At 36.8% G+C, this 17,009-nt stretch carries 15 protein-coding genes and 1 riboswitch; of the genes, 7 read left to right on the top strand and 8 right to left on the bottom strand.

The annotated features are described in order from the left end of the window. Positions 1 to 58 precede the first annotated feature (58 nt). Positions 59 to 394, top strand: a complete 336-nt coding sequence (locus ACE1OF_RS09770) for a hypothetical protein (RefSeq protein WP_448894162.1) — start codon at positions 59 to 61, stop codon at positions 392 to 394. Between the two features lie 578 nt (positions 395 to 972). On the opposite strand, the gene yihA is transcribed toward ACE1OF_RS09770, so the two are convergent. Further along, a complete protein-coding gene (gene yihA, locus ACE1OF_RS09765) occupies positions 973 to 1,587 on the bottom strand; it encodes a ribosome biogenesis GTP-binding protein YihA/YsxC (protein ID WP_448894161.1) in 615 nt (204 codons plus the stop codon). A 276-nt stretch (positions 1,588 to 1,863) separates the two neighbouring features. Here yihA and ACE1OF_RS09760 point away from each other — a divergent pair, with 276 nt between their 5' ends. The 5 genes from ACE1OF_RS09760 to ACE1OF_RS09740 all read left to right on the top strand — a co-directional run bounded on the left by ACE1OF_RS09760 (position 1,864) and on the right by ACE1OF_RS09740 (position 8,346). Then, positions 1,864 to 2,778 (top strand): c-type cytochrome, encoded by a 915-nt coding sequence (locus ACE1OF_RS09760; RefSeq protein WP_448894160.1) that lies wholly within the window; start codon positions 1,864 to 1,866, stop codon positions 2,776 to 2,778. Between the two features lie 103 nt (positions 2,779 to 2,881). Next, on the top strand, positions 2,882 to 3,523 hold the full coding sequence (locus tag ACE1OF_RS09755) for a paraquat-inducible protein A (RefSeq protein ID WP_448894159.1): 642 nt from the start codon (positions 2,882 to 2,884) through the stop codon (positions 3,521 to 3,523). Then, positions 3,492 to 4,157, top strand: a complete 666-nt coding sequence (locus ACE1OF_RS09750) for a paraquat-inducible protein A (protein WP_448894158.1) — start codon at positions 3,492 to 3,494, stop codon at positions 4,155 to 4,157. The genes ACE1OF_RS09755 and ACE1OF_RS09750 overlap by 32 nt, the downstream gene beginning before the upstream one ends. Next, positions 4,144 to 7,236: an MlaD family protein gene (locus ACE1OF_RS09745; RefSeq protein ID WP_448894156.1), complete on the top strand. Its 3,093-nt coding sequence runs from the start codon at positions 4,144 to 4,146 to the stop codon at positions 7,234 to 7,236. Before ACE1OF_RS09750 ends, ACE1OF_RS09745 begins: the two co-directional genes overlap by 14 nt. 171 nt (positions 7,237 to 7,407) lie before the next feature. Then, a complete protein-coding gene (locus tag ACE1OF_RS09740; protein ID WP_448894154.1) occupies positions 7,408 to 8,346 on the top strand; it encodes a TIGR01212 family radical SAM protein in 939 nt (312 codons plus the stop codon). A 49-nt stretch (positions 8,347 to 8,395) separates the two neighbouring features. On the opposite strand, the gene thiE is transcribed toward ACE1OF_RS09740, so the two are convergent. From thiE to thiC, 5 genes are read right to left on the bottom strand one after another with little or no spacing between them, the layout of a single operon-like run. Further along, positions 8,396 to 9,970, bottom strand: a complete 1,575-nt coding sequence (gene thiE / locus ACE1OF_RS09735; protein ID WP_448894153.1) for a thiamine phosphate synthase — start codon at positions 9,968 to 9,970, stop codon at positions 8,396 to 8,398. A gap of 1 nt (position 9,971) precedes the next feature. Beyond that, positions 9,972 to 10,766 (bottom strand): thiazole synthase, encoded by a 795-nt coding sequence (locus tag ACE1OF_RS09730; protein WP_448894152.1) that lies wholly within the window; start codon positions 10,764 to 10,766, stop codon positions 9,972 to 9,974. A 5-nt stretch (positions 10,767 to 10,771) separates the two neighbouring features. Beyond that, positions 10,772 to 10,984: a sulfur carrier protein ThiS gene (thiS, locus tag ACE1OF_RS09725; protein WP_448894150.1), complete on the bottom strand. Its 213-nt coding sequence runs from the start codon at positions 10,982 to 10,984 to the stop codon at positions 10,772 to 10,774. Next, entirely contained in the window at positions 10,968 to 12,152 is a 1,185-nt protein-coding gene (gene thiO / locus ACE1OF_RS09720) for a glycine oxidase ThiO (protein ID WP_448894149.1), read from the bottom strand. Before thiO ends, thiS begins: the two co-directional genes overlap by 17 nt. Beyond that, entirely contained in the window at positions 12,152 to 14,134 is a 1,983-nt protein-coding gene (gene thiC / locus ACE1OF_RS09715) for a phosphomethylpyrimidine synthase ThiC (RefSeq protein ID WP_448894148.1), read from the bottom strand. Before thiC ends, thiO begins: the two co-directional genes overlap by 1 nt. 83 nt (positions 14,135 to 14,217) lie before the next feature. Next, positions 14,218 to 14,315, bottom strand: a riboswitch (TPP riboswitch). A gap of 837 nt (positions 14,316 to 15,152) precedes the next feature. Here thiC and ACE1OF_RS09710 point away from each other — a divergent pair. Further along, positions 15,153 to 15,851 carry a choice-of-anchor E domain-containing protein gene (locus ACE1OF_RS09710; protein ID WP_448894146.1) on the top strand — a complete coding sequence of 233 codons (699 nt, stop codon included), beginning with the start codon at positions 15,153 to 15,155 and terminating at the stop codon, positions 15,849 to 15,851. Between the two features lie 205 nt (positions 15,852 to 16,056). Here ACE1OF_RS09710 and ACE1OF_RS09705 read toward each other — a convergent pair whose 3' ends face one another. Together ACE1OF_RS09705 and ACE1OF_RS09700 are read right to left on the bottom strand one after the other, a co-directional pair. Continuing rightward, the gene (locus ACE1OF_RS09705) at positions 16,057 to 16,476 is read right to left on the bottom strand and encodes a VOC family protein (protein WP_448894144.1); all 420 of its coding nucleotides are present in this window, start codon (positions 16,474 to 16,476) and stop codon (positions 16,057 to 16,059) included. Further along, positions 16,473 to 16,862, bottom strand: a complete 390-nt coding sequence (locus tag ACE1OF_RS09700; RefSeq protein WP_448894143.1) for a VOC family protein — start codon at positions 16,860 to 16,862, stop codon at positions 16,473 to 16,475. The genes ACE1OF_RS09705 and ACE1OF_RS09700 overlap by 4 nt, the downstream gene beginning before the upstream one ends. Between the last annotated feature and the right edge of the window lie 147 nt (positions 16,863 to 17,009).

Genomic DNA, 17,009 nt, shown 5'->3' with positions numbered 1-17,009 from the left:
TTGTTGTTGTGTTCGTCGCATGATGATCTCCTTAAATAATTAAAGTGATCATAGGCGAATGCTAATAGCTAGGGAATTAGGTGGTTGGTTAGGTGCTTACTTTCAAAAAATGCATGCTCTAGGAAAAAAACTACCATCAATTGTTGAGGATGGTAACTTTGTAAAAGTTTTTATTCATCATAGTCTTGCAGACGACCCCGAAACTGTAATTTGTAAATTTGCTAATAAATTTGGCTCAATTAATAATAAACAAGCTCGTGATTTAACTGGCATAAGAAATACTTCCAAAATTAGTACTATTTTTTCAAAACTTAGAGATAAGAATTTATTACATAAAAATGAAGCCTATTCATCAAAGAGTACAACATGGTCACCAATTGAAAAGTGCATATAATAAGTTGCTTATACTGAAAAATATCTGCTTGCTATCGCTTCTAGATTATCAGTAATGCACGCGGTTATCATGTTTATGTCACACTTATAAATATATCGTAAGAATACTATAATATCCTTACGATATGATTTTAGAGTTTGCACTTAAATCTATGATTTTTACTTTGGAAATTGAATATTTCAAAAAATACCTTAACAGTTTTTCAGTGACAAACATGTATATTAAGAATCAATCTTATTTTCTGATTTATAATCTCAAATACTATGGGTAGTCCAAAATGTGAAAATTATGTTAAATATTCTTGCGGCCTGAACCTTTTCTCACGACTTAGTCCGATCTACACATGTCTGAAAATACCATGGATTGATCTAAATCAAAATAAATAGAGTATTTATACTATTAATGCTTTACATTTATAGAGTGGTTACTCTATAATTGCTTTGTTCCTAACGGACACTTATTGTAATAATTTTTATTCTAGCTTCCCCATAGCTTACATGTACCAGTAGTTTTACTACTGGTTTTTTTTGTCTAAAATTTAGTTAACGGGTTGAAATAGGGTTTATTCAGGGGATTTTCTAGAGGAATTCAGCTGAGAACCAATCGCAAATAATAGCGTCTGCTTGTTCTGCGCCTGTGCGTTTTAGTGATGAAAAAGCTTGTACTTTAATATCACCATTTAACGGCGCTAATATTTTTTTCACTTTAAGTACTTCAGCACTACGTTTACCTTGAGATAATTTATCGCATTTGGTGAGTAAGGCTAATACAGGAAGTTCACTGTCAACAGCCCAATGAATTAAATCCATGTCTAGATCTTTTAATGGGTGGCGTATATCCATTAAAACCACTAATCCTTTTAAGCTTTCACGTTTTTCTAGATATTCACCTAATGCCTTTTGCCATTTCTTTTTCATTTCTAATGGTACTTTGGCAAAACCGTAACCAGGTAAATCAATTAAACGCTTATTATCAGCAATTTCAAACACATTAATGAGTTGTGTTCGGCCAGGTGTTTTACTGATCCGCGCTAAACTCTTTTGATTTGTTAGCGTATTTAACGCACTTGATTTACCTGCATTTGAGCGCCCAGCAAAGGCAACTTCAATACCGCTATCTTCAGGTAATTTACGGATATCTGGTGCACTAATGGTAAATGTGGCTTTGCTTAGGTGTATAGTAGTAGAAGACAAGAGCATAACTCTGAATAAAAATATAGCGTCATTATAACGTGATTCTTGGGTATTTATTATCAAAATAAGTCATAAAAATGCAAAATAGTGTAATTTTCTCTGGAAAAGTTTTCAGATAATGTTACACACAGCACAGATTAGTGTAAAATGCCGTCAACTTTTAAGGTTTATTTGAAAATAAATCGCATAATAATATTTCATCATAAATTCAGTTAACGATAAGCAGAGAGCAATTCAATGAAAAAAATAATATTTTCACTTTTGTTAGGAGCAAGTATGTTCAATACAGCGCAAGCTGTGCAGGGAGATGCTGAAGCAGGTAAGGCTAAGTCTGCTATGTGTAGCGCATGCCATGGTGCTACAGGTTTGAATCCTAATCCACTTTACCCTAATCTTGCTGGCCAAAAAGCTGATTATATTGCTAAGCAGTTAGCTGATTTTAAGGCAGGTGCTCGTACAGATATGATGATGGCGCCGATGGCTGCCAGTTTGTCAGAGCAAGATATGGCTGATTTAGGGGCTTATTTTGCAAGCCAGTCAAGAACTGGTGAGCAAGCTGCTACTAGTGACGATACTGCTACACCAACTACTGATACTGCCGCCCCTGTTGCAAGCACAGAAGTAGTTACATCAACATTAGCTAAAGCTATTTATGCTGGTGATGTAAAAGCAGGACAAGAAAAATCGGCAATGTGTGTTGCATGTCATGGTACTGATGGTAATAGTGTAGTGGCAATGTATCCTAAGTTAGCGGGTCAAAGTGCTAATTATCTTGCTAAACAGTTAGCTGACTTTAAGTCGGGTGTACGTGTTGATCCTATCATGGCCGGAATGGTTGCTGGGTTAAGTACCACAGATATGGATGATTTAGCAGCATATTATGCTGTTCAAACAAGTACTCCAGGTACAAGTGAAACTAGCGAAATTGGTCACAAATTATATTTTGGTGGTGATGCTAAAAAAGGTGTAGCGGCTTGTGTTGCTTGTCATGGTGTGAAGGGCAAGGGGATGGCTCAAGCGGGATTCCCTGCCATTGCGGGTCAAAATTCTGATTATTTGAAAAAACAGTTAGCGACATTTAAAGACGGTAGTCGTTCAAATGATAATAATAAAATTATGCGTAATATTGCCATCAAATTATCTGATAGCGATGTTGACGCGGTTGTAAAATATTTATCTTCTCTTAAATAGTAACGCGTTTAATTTTATATTGAAAAGCAGCATTTATTGCTGCTTTTTTGTTTTTATATTCTAAAATAGACATGATGATTTTATTGAAAGTTGAGAGAACTATTTGAGTAAAAATATTGATACTAAACAGTTAATCGCTTGTCCTTTGTGTGATGCTTTATATGATAAGCCTAAACTAAAACAGGGGCAAAGCACCAAATGTACTCGCTGTGGTAGTATTATAGAGGAGCGCAAGGTTAACTCAATAGAACGCAGTTATCATTGGTCTTTAGCGGGAATTGTGTTGTTGGTGCCTGCTATTATACTACCCATTATGGGGGTGAGTTTAGCAGGACAGTACCATAATGCTTCTTTGCTTGATTGTATTATTGCCTTGATTGATCGTGGTTTTTATATGATAGCAATTTTAGTATTTTTATTTGCTATTGCAGTGCCTATTGTAAGGTTATTTGGTTCTTTTTATATTACTTACAGTTTTAAATTTAATAGGTTGAAGCCTTCATTATTATATTTTTTCCGTGCTTTTCATCATTTAGATAATTGGGCAATGCTAAATGTTTTTATGTTAGGGATTGTTGTTTCAATGTATAAATTACTTGATGACACTGATCTGTCGGTTAATATGGGGTTGATTGCATTTATTCTTTGGTTGATTAGTTCAACAATGGCAGCAGCTACATTAGACCGAGATTATATTTGGCAGGAGTTAGAAGATGAGTTTGCTGATTCAAACGGCAAAAGATAGCAATCTTGCTCTTTGCCCTAAGTGTCATAAGCTTAATTTATTAAGTGATTCACCAAACAACGAAAAAATAAGGTGTAGCCGTTGCCATGGTTTTTTTTATCAACGAAAACCTTATAGCTTGCAATACACCTTAGCGTGGAATATTGCCGCATTAATAGCTTTTATTCCTGCAAACCTATACCCTATTATGATTATTTATTCTTTGGGTATTGGTGAACCTTCAACCATACTTTCAGGTATTGGTCAGTTTATTGATCAAGACTTATATCCCATTGCAGTAATTATATTTACCGCAAGTATCATTGTACCTTTACTTAAAATTATTGGTTTATTTGTACTTGTGTATCGTGCACATACGGGGGTAAGGTTAAGACCAGACAAGCACAGTAAATTTTATCATGTGTTAGAGTTTTTGGGGCCATGGTCTATGCTTGATGTTTTTGTGGTTTCTTTAATGGTAGCGGTAGTTGAGCTCGGTTTTGTTACGTCGGTGGCTGCAGGCCCAGCCATTAATTATTTTACTCTCACCGTAATTTTCACCATGATAGCCGCGAATAGCTTTGATACTAGGTTGTTGTGGGACAAAAAGTCTAGCGACTTACGAGGAAGCAAGGAAAAACATGACAACAGATAAACCAGCCATTAAACATGAGTGGCGAAAAACAACGGCTGAAGTTGTGCCTCGTCAAGGTATTTCAATTATTTGGTTTATACCTTTTATTGCCTTAATTTTTGGTGGTTGGTTAGGTGTGAAAGCATTATCTGAGCAAGGTGTTTTTATTACTATTGAGTTTGAAAATGGCTCAGGAATTGTGCCGAAGAAAACTGAGGTGCGTTATAAAGGCCTTGTTACTGGTATGGTAAGTAAAGTTGTTCCTTCAGATGATTTACAGTCGGTGATTGCTGAAGTTGAAATGTCTAAGACTTTTGCCGATTATCTTACACAAGATACGCAATTTTGGTTAGTCAGTGCGGACATTTCCTTACAAGGTGTTTCAGGTTTAGATACCTTATTGTCAGGCAGTTATATTAATATTCTTCCCGATACGAATAAAAAAACACCAAGCCAAGATCATTTTGTTGCTTTAAATGAAGCGCCACAGCTAGATATGACCACACCAGGGCTACATCTTACGTTAAAGTCTAGTGTATTAGGCTCGATTAGCGAAGATTCTCCTATCACATTTAAGCAAATACCTATTGGCTATGTTACGGGCTATCATTACGATGAAGATAGCCAAGATATTAATATTAATATTTTTATTGAACAAGGTTATGCACACCTGATCAAAGAAAACTCATTGTTTTGGAATACTAGTGGTGTTCAGGTTACCGCATCAATATCTGCAGGTATCAAGGTAAATTCTGGTTCGTTAGGTTCTATTCTTGGCGGTGGAATTGCGGTTGATACGTTAAGTTATCAAGAAAAGAGACCTTCAGCCAAAAATGGCCAAACTTTTCCATTACACGCAGACTTTCAGTCTGCTGAAACGGGTCATGAAATAGAGCTGACTTTAGATTGGAATTCTGGCGTTAACCATAACGCAGCTATTCAGTTTCAGGGCTTAACTATTGGTGCAATAGAATCTTTTAGTAAAATAGATCCAAAAACTCGACAAATTATCGCTAAAGCAAAAGTAAATCCGCGTGTTCTGCCTTATTTAACTGAGGAGTCTCAATTTTATTTGGTCTCTCCGCATATAAATTTGACAGGTATTTCAAACGCCAAAACCTTATTAACAGGGGCGTATATTAGCATTCAACCTTCCTTGCAAGGTAAACCTACCAATAAATTTACCGTTTTCAATACTAAGCCACCCTATCGTTATACTGAACCAGGATTGCATTTAATTATTGAATCCAATGATCGCCATTCATTACAAGTTGGCAGTAATATCTATTTTAAACAGCAGGCTATTGGTAGTATTCAAGCTATAGATACTATTGCTGCAGAGCAACATTTAATACATATACATATTGAAGATGAATATCAACATTATGTTACCTCAACGAGTCATTTTTATAATAATTCTGGGTTTAAGGTAAAGGCTAATTTACTCGGTGTTGAGGTAGAAGCACAATCACTGCAAAGTATATTTACGGGCGGTATTTCAATAATCAATACTGACAAAGTCGATGTAGATAAGCCAGTCGTTAATGGAGATCGATTTAGTTTATTTGCCAATAAAAAATTAGCTGAGCAACGAACCAGTTTTACCTTAACTGTTTCAGCTAAAGAAAAAATAGATGTCAATACTCGAATATTACACCGCGGTGAGGAAATAGGTGCTATTCATCATATTGAGGTAGTAGGTGATACCAGTAAGCTATATCTAGGGTTACTGCCTGAATATAAAAATATTTTAAATGAAGGCACACAATTTTGGTTGGCAAAACCTAACTTAAGTTTGTCAGGGTCAACGGATACTGATGCCTTGTTAGGTGGCACTTACATTACTTTTAATGTGAATAAAGATAATAAAAAAGTAAAAACTGATTTTGAATTATTAACCATACCTCCCGCTAAATATGCCAGTGCGTCGGGTTTACAGTTAAGTTTAGTAACCGATAGTGCCAATGTTGCAGCGCCAGGTAGCAGTATTAGTTATCGAGGTGTTGTTGTTGGGCAAGTAGATAGTGTTATTTTAGATAAAAAAATAGATAAAGTTCGCGTTAATATCACTATCGATGAGGAGCACACTTCATTAATACATCCTGAAACACGGTTTTATAATGCCAGTGGCCTTACGCTTAGCGGAGGATTAGATGGTTTGGTAGTGAAAACAGAATCGGTTGATGCAATTTTACGTGGGGGTATTAGTTTTTATAATCCAGACAATAGTGAACAATCGAAAGGCCCAGTAGCAGAGCTAGACAGTTTTGGATTGTTTGAACATTTTGAGCAAGCTAAAAATGCGGGCTTAGCCATTAGTATTCATTTTAATGACTTTACTGGTTTAAAAGAAACGACCAAGGTTATTTATCAAGAGCAAGAAATAGGCGCAGTTACGCGTTTAATTTTTAACAAGGATGAGGTTGGGGTAACTGCTTTAGTGTTACTTAATGATAAGGGCGCTAAATTTGCTAAGCAAGGAACTCAATTTTGGGTTGTTGAACCCGAGATAGGTTTAGTCGGTTCTAAAAATGTTGCTTCAATACTTGGCGGTGCGTTTATTGCTTTATTACCAGCAAATTTAGTTAGCGATAATACAATAGGTATGGTTCACAAGCAGAAAGTGTCATTTGAAGCGCTTGCTTTGCCACCAACAGTTAAACAACTTCCGTATGGTTTAAATATTAAGTTGATAGCAAAACGATTAGGCTCGGTACGTATTGGTAATCCAGTGCTTTATCGGCAAGTGAAAGTAGGGGAAGTGATTGGTGTTGATTTATCAGCTACTGCTGATACGGTTGATATTTTTATTAATATTGCCAAACGCTATGCACCTTTAGTTAATCGTGGCAGTAAATTTTGGAATACTAGTGGTATTAATATTGAAGCGAGTGTTTTTTCTGGGGTGAATATTGATTCAGAGTCAATAGAAACCTTGATTGCTGGTGGTATTGCTTTTGCTAGTCCTGAAATTGAAATTGATTCTGATGTTCAAGCTAACTCAGCAGATGGGCCTGCGCAGCTAAAAAGTTTTACACTTTATCAAGATGTCGATGAAGGCTGGCTTGAATGGCAACCTAAAGTGCTTATTAGTCAATAGTTGTGTTTTGCTTAATCATTTTTATTGAATAAATTTTGTTAAGAAAATATTGTGCATCAGTTTGCTTATAATTAGCCACTTGTTTGTGCAAGAACAGGTAAATGAACTGATAACAGCGTAAAATAGTCTCTTTTATATTCTTTTTTATATCAGGCTAAAGATAATTTTTTTATGCAATTAGATCATTACGTTAATACTTTTGGTGTTTACTTAAAAGAAAAATTTCAGCAACGGGTTAAAAAATTAACGATTAATGGCGCGTTTACCTGCCCTAATCGTGATGGCACTTTAGGTCGTGGCGGTTGTACTTTTTGTAATGTTGAATCATTCAATCCCTCTAATAATCAAGTGTCTATTGCAGAACAGCTCAATCAAGGTAAAGTTGAAGAAAGTAAGAACGTTTCTAAATACTTAGCCTACTTCCAAGCTTACACCAGTACATATGAAGAGGTGGAAGTACTTAGAACCAAATACCAGCAAGCCTTAACACAAGCCAATATTATCGGCTTATGTGTTGGTACTCGTCCTGATTGTGTGCCTGATGATGTATTAAAATTACTAAAAGAGTATGTTGATCAAGGTTATGAGGTGTGGCTAGAACTAGGCTTGCAATCAGCCAGCGATAAAACACTTAAACGTATCAACCGAGGTCATCAATTTAGTGCCTATGAAGACGCGGTTATTCGCGCTGCGGCTTATGGAATAAAAGTTTGTAGTCATTTAATTATTGGCTTACCTGGTGAGCAATTATCAGAAGCTATGTATTCGTTAGAGCGAGTAGTAAATTTGCCGCTCGCAGGTTTAAAATTACACCCTTTACATATTGTTAAAGGTAGCACTATGGCAAAGGCTTGGCAGGCAAATCGTATTGATGTACTCAGTATGATTGAGTATGCGGCTATTGCTGGTGAGTTAATTAGACACACGCCAAAAGAAATTATTTTTCATCGTGTTTCAGCCACGGCGCATAAAGAAGTGCTACTTGCTCCTTCTTGGTGTTTATTGCGCTGGCCTTCTATTAATGAAGTTTGTCGAAATCTTGATACTTATGGTGGTCAAGCCGCAGCGCTAACAGATCAATATAGTTACATCAATTTGAATAGAATTTAATTTTTACTAAAACATGCTTTAAAAACATGTTCGGATAACATTAATTCGCTCATGCCATTAGTTTTGCAACGGCTTGCTCAGGATCTTCAGCTTCAGTGATTGCGGTAACCACGGCAATACTTTCAACGCCTGTGGCGAGCACTTGTGCAGCGTTTGTTATGTTAATACCGCCAATAGCCACAACAGGTATTTGTTTGTTGGGCGATTGAGGTCTTAACGCCAGTAATTGCTGTAAATTATCAATACCTTGAATTTGCCCTGTCATGTCTTTTGTTTTGGTTGGAAAAATTGCACCAATGGCTAAATAAGATGGTTGTAGTTGTTGTGCCAATAAAAATTCATAACAGCCGTGGGTGCTAATGCCTAATCGTAATCCTGCCTGTTGAATTTGCGCTAAGTTTGCATCACTTAAATCTTCTTGGCCAATATGTACCCCGTACGCACCATGCTTAATAGCGAGTTGCCAATAATCGTTAATAAATAGTCGTGTTTTATAAGGTTTTGATAAGGCAATAGCTTCACTAATGATCTTTTCTAGGGCTACCCCTGCAACATTTTTTATTCGCAGTTGAATAATCTCAAGCCCTAAGGGTAATAAACGTTTTAACCAGTAAAGCGATTCAATAACAGGATATAGTCCTAGTTTTTTTCCATGTAAATCAAGTGAATTAAAGGCGGGTAATAATTGATAAGTAAGACTTAATTCATCAATAACTTTTGGGAAATAATGCGCTGCAGTCGGCCAAGTTTGTTGCTCAAATGCACCATAATATTGATGACCGTTTTCCGCGCTTAAGTGCTCAGATGCTAACAAACCTTGATTGATAAAAGCTTTTGCTAAAGTGAAGGCATCACGCATTAAATATCCTTGCGCAAGAAAACTTGCTAAAGCAGTAGCAAAACTACAGCCACTACCATGACTATTGTGTGTGTTAACTCTAATGCTGCTTAAGTGATAACTAATGGCTGTTTTTGTTTTATCTTGCTGGAATTGGCTATCTTGTTTAGCTTTATTTAGTTGATTTAATTGGTGATAACAGTAATCATTGCAGTTGTATTGATCATCATTGTGTCCCCCTTTAATAAGCACAGAAGTGATAGCAAAATCATGGTGGATTTTTTCTGCTAATTGCGTAATGCTCATCCCATCACTAGTACTTGTTAGTGCTTTTGCTTCGACTAAGTTAGGCGTTAATACATCTATTTGTTGCAATAATGGCGTTAACTGAGCCAAAGTTAGGGTATTGAAATTTCCACCGACACTGGCTTGACCAACGGGATCATAAACGCTGAGTAAGTCAGGTATTTGCTTTTTATACTGCGCTAATAATAGAGCTAACCATTGCACTTGCTTTACATTAGCAAGTAACCCTATTTTGATGACCGATGGTGGCTTATCATGAATTAGTATGTCAGCTTGTTGTTGTAAAACATCGATCGATATAGGGTTAATTGATGTTAATTGATGGGAGTTTTGTACGGTATTAGCGGTGATTAATGTGCATACTTCAACACCTAAACCATGGCCTGTTTTTATGTCTGCAGCTATACCTGCACCACCCGAGCAATCACTGCCCGAAATACTCCAAATGATTGGTTTGCTTTTGTTATGTGTGTTCATCATGTTAATTCTGATGCCAAAATGGGGTGTCTAGTGTTGGGGTTGATGGATGAGCGGTTTGTCTTTGTTCCATAATGCCCGCAACATAACCTTGCTCACCTGCTTGTAAGGCTTGGTTAAAGGCTTTTGCCATTAATACAGGGTTGTCAGCTAAGGCAACGGCACTATTGAGTAAAACGCCGTCATAACCCATTTCCATCGCCAAACAAGCATCTGATGGTTTGCCAATGCCCGCATCTAATATCAGTGTGGCTTGTGGTAAGCGCAACCGTATAGTTTCTAAATTATAGGGGTTCATTAAGCCTTTACCTGTGCCAATGGGGGAGGCCCATGGCATAATTACTTGGCAACCTAAATCATAAAGTCGTTGGCACAAAACTAAATCGTCAGTGCAATAGGGCAGGACGTTGAAACCGTCATTAATTAGTTGCTCTGCCGCATTAAGTAACTCAATAGGATCAGGTTGCAAATTATAATCATCACCTATCACTTCGAGTTTAAGCCAATTAGTTTGGAAAATTTCTCGACTCATTTTTGCCAATGTTATGGCTTCTTTTGCTGTTTTACAGCCTGCGGTGTTCGGTAATAAAAAACCATTCACATACTTAACAACGTCTTGTAAATATTGCCATATTTGCTGGCCAGACTGTTCATTTGGGTTTTGCCTTTTCAGCGATAAAGTAATAACTTGCGAACCACTAGCAAGTATTGCTTGTTTCATTATCTGTGGTGATGGATAAAGGGCGCTACCTATAAGTAAACGGCTATTAAGCTGTTGTCCGTAAATATTGAGTGACATAGTGTTTATCCGCCTTGAATGGGTTGTAAAACATCAATACTATCGCCATTACTAACGATTGTGGTGTCATAATCTGTTTTACCGACAAAATCACCGTTAAGTGCTACAGCAAAGGTGCTTTGTTGCGGTTCTATGAAGTGCAGTGTTAAGGCAGCACTGACCGTAATGTTAACTTCGTGTGGTAGTGAATAGACTTTACCATTAATATGAATATTCATAAGGCGGCTCTTCTTTTGTTAATGGGGTTGTGTCAATTTTCGTCATCAATAAATCAGAATAGGGCAGAATGTCATTTGTACTATTTTTAATGTTATTAATAAGCGCGAGTACTTGTGTTAATACTACTGGTGAAATTAAAAAACCGTGACGAAATAAGCCATTTACCTGCATTAACGACTTGTGCATATTGATTTGTGGTTGGTTGTCGCTAAATGCAGGTCTACATTGACTAATGTGCTGACGAATATTGGCTTCGGCAAAACCAGGGTGAACACTGTAAGCTGCGCTGAGTAATTCCATAGCTGAGCGCACCGTCATGTTAGCTTGGTCATCGCTTTCAATTTCGGTAGCACCTACCACATAAAACCCTTTCTTTTTTGGGGCTATGTAAAGCTGATATCTTGGGTGCATTAATCTTATAGGACGTGATATGTGTACATCAGGGGCGAATAGTTGAAATAATTCGCCGCGAACTGAACGTAAATCTGTTAAGGGAGCACAGTTATTACTTGTCTGTTTTCTAGTGGCACCTGTGCCGCGACAATCAATTACTAAATCAAATGATTGAGTTTGCTGTTGACCACCTTTGGGCTCATACGTAAGAGCACAGCCTTGCGCTTCATTATTATGTATTTGGGTAACCAAACATTCGCTAAACCAACTGACTTCTTCTGTTTCAAGTTGCTTTCGTAAGGCAACAAGTAAACGACGATTACCTATTTGACCTTCTTGGGGTAAATATAAACCATGATTGAAGCTTCTTCCTAATTCTGGTTCTAAGGCGAGTAACTGAGTTCGATTTAGGGTTTGTAAATCTTGCTCAGGGTAATGGCTTGTTAAATGACGAACAAAACGTAGGTAATCACCTTTGTCTTGTTTGTGACTGACCATAATGGCACCTGTTTGCTGGAAAAAGGTGTGTTCATCTAAACTGGCCAGCAATGTTGGCCATAACAATAATGACTCAAATCCCATGGCAACAATATTCGCTTCACTATGTAATGACTCACCTAGTGGGGTTAATAACCCCGCAGCAGCATAAGCAGCGCTGTTATGCGCCAGCTTATTGTCTTTGTCAAATAGCGTTACGTCATATTCCGTTTGACGATGTAATGACAAGGCTATTAGTCTTCCTATTAGCCCTGCACCAACAATGGCAATGTTCATTATTGAGTTACGTGGTAGATTTCACTACCTGTTGCTTTAAATTCAGCCGACTTTTCTGCCATGCCTTTTGCTGCATCTGCATCAAGTATTAGCGTTTCATCTAGCAGTTGAATTTCTATTTTCTTACCAGACTCAAGATCGGCCGCATAATCGCGTACTTCTTGAGAAATTTTCATTGAACAGAATTTAGGGCCACACATAGAGCAGAAATGCGCAATTTTTCCAGATTCTTGCGGTAAAGTTTCATCGTGATAGGCTTTGGCTCTTTCAGGATCTAAACCAATATTAAACTGATCATACCAACGGAACTCAAAACGCGCTTTACTCATGGCATTATCACGAATTTGTGCACCAGGATGCCCCTTGGCTAAATCACCCGCATGAGCGGCAATTTTGTAAGTGATTAAACCTTCTTTTACATCGTCTTTATTGGGTAGACCTAAGTGCTCTTTAGGGGTTACGTAACACAACATAGCACAACCATACCAACCAATATTAGCGGCACCAATACCTGACGTAATATGATCATAACCAGGCGCAATATCTGTAGTTAATGGCCCTAAGGTGTAAAACGGTGCTTCACCACAATGTTCAAGTTGTTCTTCCATATTGGCTTTGATCATGTGTAATGGCACGTGACCAGGGCCTTCAATAATGGTTTGTACGTCATGCTGCCAAGCAATTTTGGTTAATTCACCTAGTGTATGTAATTCAGCAAACTGTGCTTCGTCGTTTGCATCTGCTACAGAGCCTGGACGTAAACCATCACCTAATGAGAATGACACATCGTACTGTTTTAAAATTTCACAAATATCTTCAAAATGTGTGTATAAAAAGTTTTCTTTATGATGTGCTAAACACCATTTAGCCATAATAGAGCCACCACGAGAAACAATGCCTGTAACACGTTTTGCTGTCATGGGAACATAACGAAGCAGAACGCCTGCATGAATCGTAAAATAATCTACGCCTTGCTCAGCTTGTTCAATTAACGTATCGCGAAAAATTTCCCATGTGAGGTTTTCAGCAACACCATTAACTTTTTCCAAGGCTTGATAAATTGGTACGGTGCCAATTGGTACGGGCGAGTTACGTAAAATCCATTCGCGGGTTTCATGAATGTTACGACCTGTGGATAAATCCATTACCGTATCTGCGCCCCATTTCACTGACCAAACCAGTTTTTCAACTTCTTCTTCAATGGATGACGTAACTGCAGAGTTACCAATATTAGCATTTACCTTAATTAAAAAGTTACGGCCTATGATCATAGGCTCACATTCAGGATGATTAATATTTACAGGGATAATGGCTCTGCCACGTGCTACTTCATCACGGACAAACTCAGGCGTAATTTGTTCTGGAATACTCGCTCCAAACGATTGACCTTTGTGTTGTTGCAGTAAAATTTCGTCTTTTACTTGTTCCCGTTTTAGGTTCTCACGAATGGCAATATATTCCATTTCTGGCGTGATAATACCTTGGCGAGCGTAATGCATTTGGGTAACATTTTTACCTTGTTTCGCAATGCGCATTTTAGGCAAATGTTCGAAACGAATATGATCAACACCTTCATCAGCAAGGCGTTGTTGTGCATATAAAGAGCTATTAGATGTTAAGAATTCAACATCATCACGGGCATCTATCCATGATTCACGTAAACGAGGAATACCTTGGTGAACATCTATAGTTACATTTTCATCCGTATAAAACCCTGATGTATCGTAAACACATAAAGGTTCATTTTTTTCATAGATGGGGTTGTCTTTATCGCCGCCATTTCCAGGTGAAATAAGGGTGTCTGACAGGGTGATTTCGCGCATACCCACTTTGATATTATGTAATTTTCCCTTCACATAGATTTTTTTTGAATTAGGAAATGATTGTGCTGAAACATTATCTAAAAAAGCTTGTGCAGCCTCACGCTTTTCACGTCTGGTTGCTTTGGTTTTCTCTGGTATAGTTTTTGGTTGTTCGCTCATGGTCGCTGCCTATTTTAATAAATCAAAAAAGAAGCGGAATGACAACAATAAAGGTGTGTAATGAAGAAAGCAGCGTTTGAATTGTGCTGTTTATTCTTGTTTCCTACGCAGATACTAATCTGTTCAGGTATTACGGATCCCGCTTACGCGATCTCAGCCTTTGGCACTCCGACAAGTCTACGTTACTAGTTGTGCTAATAACGCGCACAAATTCTAACGTGGAGGTTATGTAATAAGCAAGCAAAAACTGAATAATTGTTTTTGTCAAAAATATTCTTTTATAGTTGCTATTATGGTGAGCTATTACTTTGCGCAATTTGCATTATTGAAAGGGTTTACTCTGTCGTTTAAAAGAAAGCCTAATATACAAACAACAAAAAAGCAGTAGAGCTTTGGCTCAACTGCTTTTCAAGATTTATTGTTGAACTAGAAATTAAGCTTCTGTTTCTTCAACTTTTTTGTCAGTAGACTGTTCTACTGCTTGCTCTTGTTCTTTTTTCTCTTCATGGCCTTCACCGCCACAACCGCCACAACAACCCATAAGGGACTCCTAGTAGAAATAATTAAGTGGTCATAATAGTACCTGAGTAAATTACTCAGGTACTTGATCGAGATCAGTTTTTATATAAGTAGAGCTATTTAGTTATGAGTATTCAATTTTATCAAACACTAAAGAGATAAATGGTACGAGTAATTTTATAGTATTATTCAATGATAAAATTGTATTAATGCAGGGTGTTTTACGGTCAAGGTGATTGATTTTAAAGCAAATAACTCTGGTTTCTATTGTCATTATTTTTTACAGTTATTATTTTCATTTATCATTTAATTATACAATAACAAACAAAATCAACATCTTACCATGTTGGTTCGGTATTTGCATTCATCGGCGTTGTATTTTATTTGTGACATATCAGTAAGTTAAGCTTATTTTTTGTTCAAGTAAATAGATTAAATTATATTCACTAATATCGCTTACGGTATTAGTAGATCAACGATTATCATTAAGGAAAAATAAATGAAAAATGTAGCTCTTGGCGCAGCATTATTATTGGCTTCTTCTTCAGCATTTGCTGGCTTAATTAGTGAAACAGGTACTTTTGGTACACAAGGAAGTTCAACGGATGTACCTTTGGGTACATTAAACTCAATCATATCTATTAACGGTTTTGATAATTCGCTAGGAACTCTTACTGGCGTTGATATAACTGTATTCGCTCAAATAGATGCAGAGGGCTCTTCTACTAATACAACATCAGTTAATGGACGTGCTTCAGTAGTAATGCAAATGCAGGAAGCTTGGCAAGTAACTACTGCAGCGGCAAATGATTACGTATTTGCTGGTCCATCTTTTAATTATCTATCAGATGAAAGCTCAGCAAGTGGTTTTGGTATGGCTCCAGGCTCAACATTTAACTTCGCATTATCTTCAGGTGAATTAAGTTCTTCATTAACAGGGGTTAATATTGCAGCGTTTAATACAGGTTCAGCGGTAGATTTTAATTTCTTGGGTCTGCCATCAACATTCTTATCAAATGGTTTAGAGTCTGGTACTGGTGATTTTGTAAATAATGTAGCGACAGGCTCTTGGGGTAAAGTAGTTGTAAATTATACTTATACAGCTAATCCAACAACATCAGTTTCTGAACCAGGCTCATTAGCAATTTTAGCATTAGGTTTAGTTGGCTTTGCTGCAAGCCGTAAGAAAAAAGCTTAATTATACGCTTTTTTGATTGTTGGCTTAGTTCTGAAGAATTGAATTTTATTTTAAACGGGTAGTTACAAATAATACTAGTTTAAGTTGGAATTAAATGAAAACACCTAATATTAACTATAATATTAGGTGTTTTTTGTCTTTATATCCCAATTACACTTAGTTGGTGCTTATTTCAATTTAAGCTTTAATAAGGTTGCTTTATAGTTTATTCATAACTATTTCTCTGATCAGGTAGATCACTATAATATTGCACAAACTCAATTTCATAACCATTGGGATCAATGTAATAAACGTTATCACGAAAAGGTTCAGCTGCACCTTGCTTATCTACTGTAAAACCTGCCAGTGCTAAACGCTCAATCATCCCTTTAAGATCGTTAGTTACAAAGGCAAAATGGGCAAGTCCCACTTGATGCCCCGTTAAATCACGGTTTTCCCCCACACCATCATCATTAAAAGCAATATATTGATAATCATCGCCAAAGTGTACCCAATTTCTTGGTTTGCCATACCATTTGCCTTCACCACCGCCACGTACATGCCAGTGAGGAAAAGCTGCTTGATAAAAAGTTAAGGTTTTTTTGATATCAGTTACCACTAAATTAACATGCTCTAAAGTAATCATATTGCTCTCCTATTATGTTTCACTTTCCAAGGGGGATTAAGACGGTTTTCACCTGCCCAATAAAATTTTAGTTGATTGTTATCAGGATCAAACAATATCGCTTCACGCCAAAGATAACGTTGATCAGTTGGTAATTGAGTAAAGTTGAATCCTTGCTTTTGTAACTTCTTAACGTATTGGTCTAATGTTTCAAGCTCAAAATAGATTACAGCGCCATTGTTGAATTTTTGCTCTGTTACACTGAGGGAAAACGTAGCATCACCTTCAGGACAGGAAAATCTTGCGTAATGGGGTGTATCAACAATTAACTCAAATCCTAAATTGATATAAAAACGAATGCTTTCTTCGATATTTTTTACGGGCAGCGTAATTTGATTTAAGTTCATTGAAACTCCACCATTATTATGTAAACTAAAAATTTTATTTATTATTAAGTAAAGTATTATCTTTACTTAATGAAGTCAACAATAAAATAAATAAAAAAGTTTACATAATGTGAAAGTAAGTAATAATACGCTAATTGTTTTAAACTT

The sequence above is a fragment of the Colwellia sp. E150_009 genome (genome assembly GCF_053543955.1).
The sequence above is the reverse complement of the archived record's forward strand: the minus strand, read 5'-3'. Positions and strand labels throughout refer to the sequence as shown.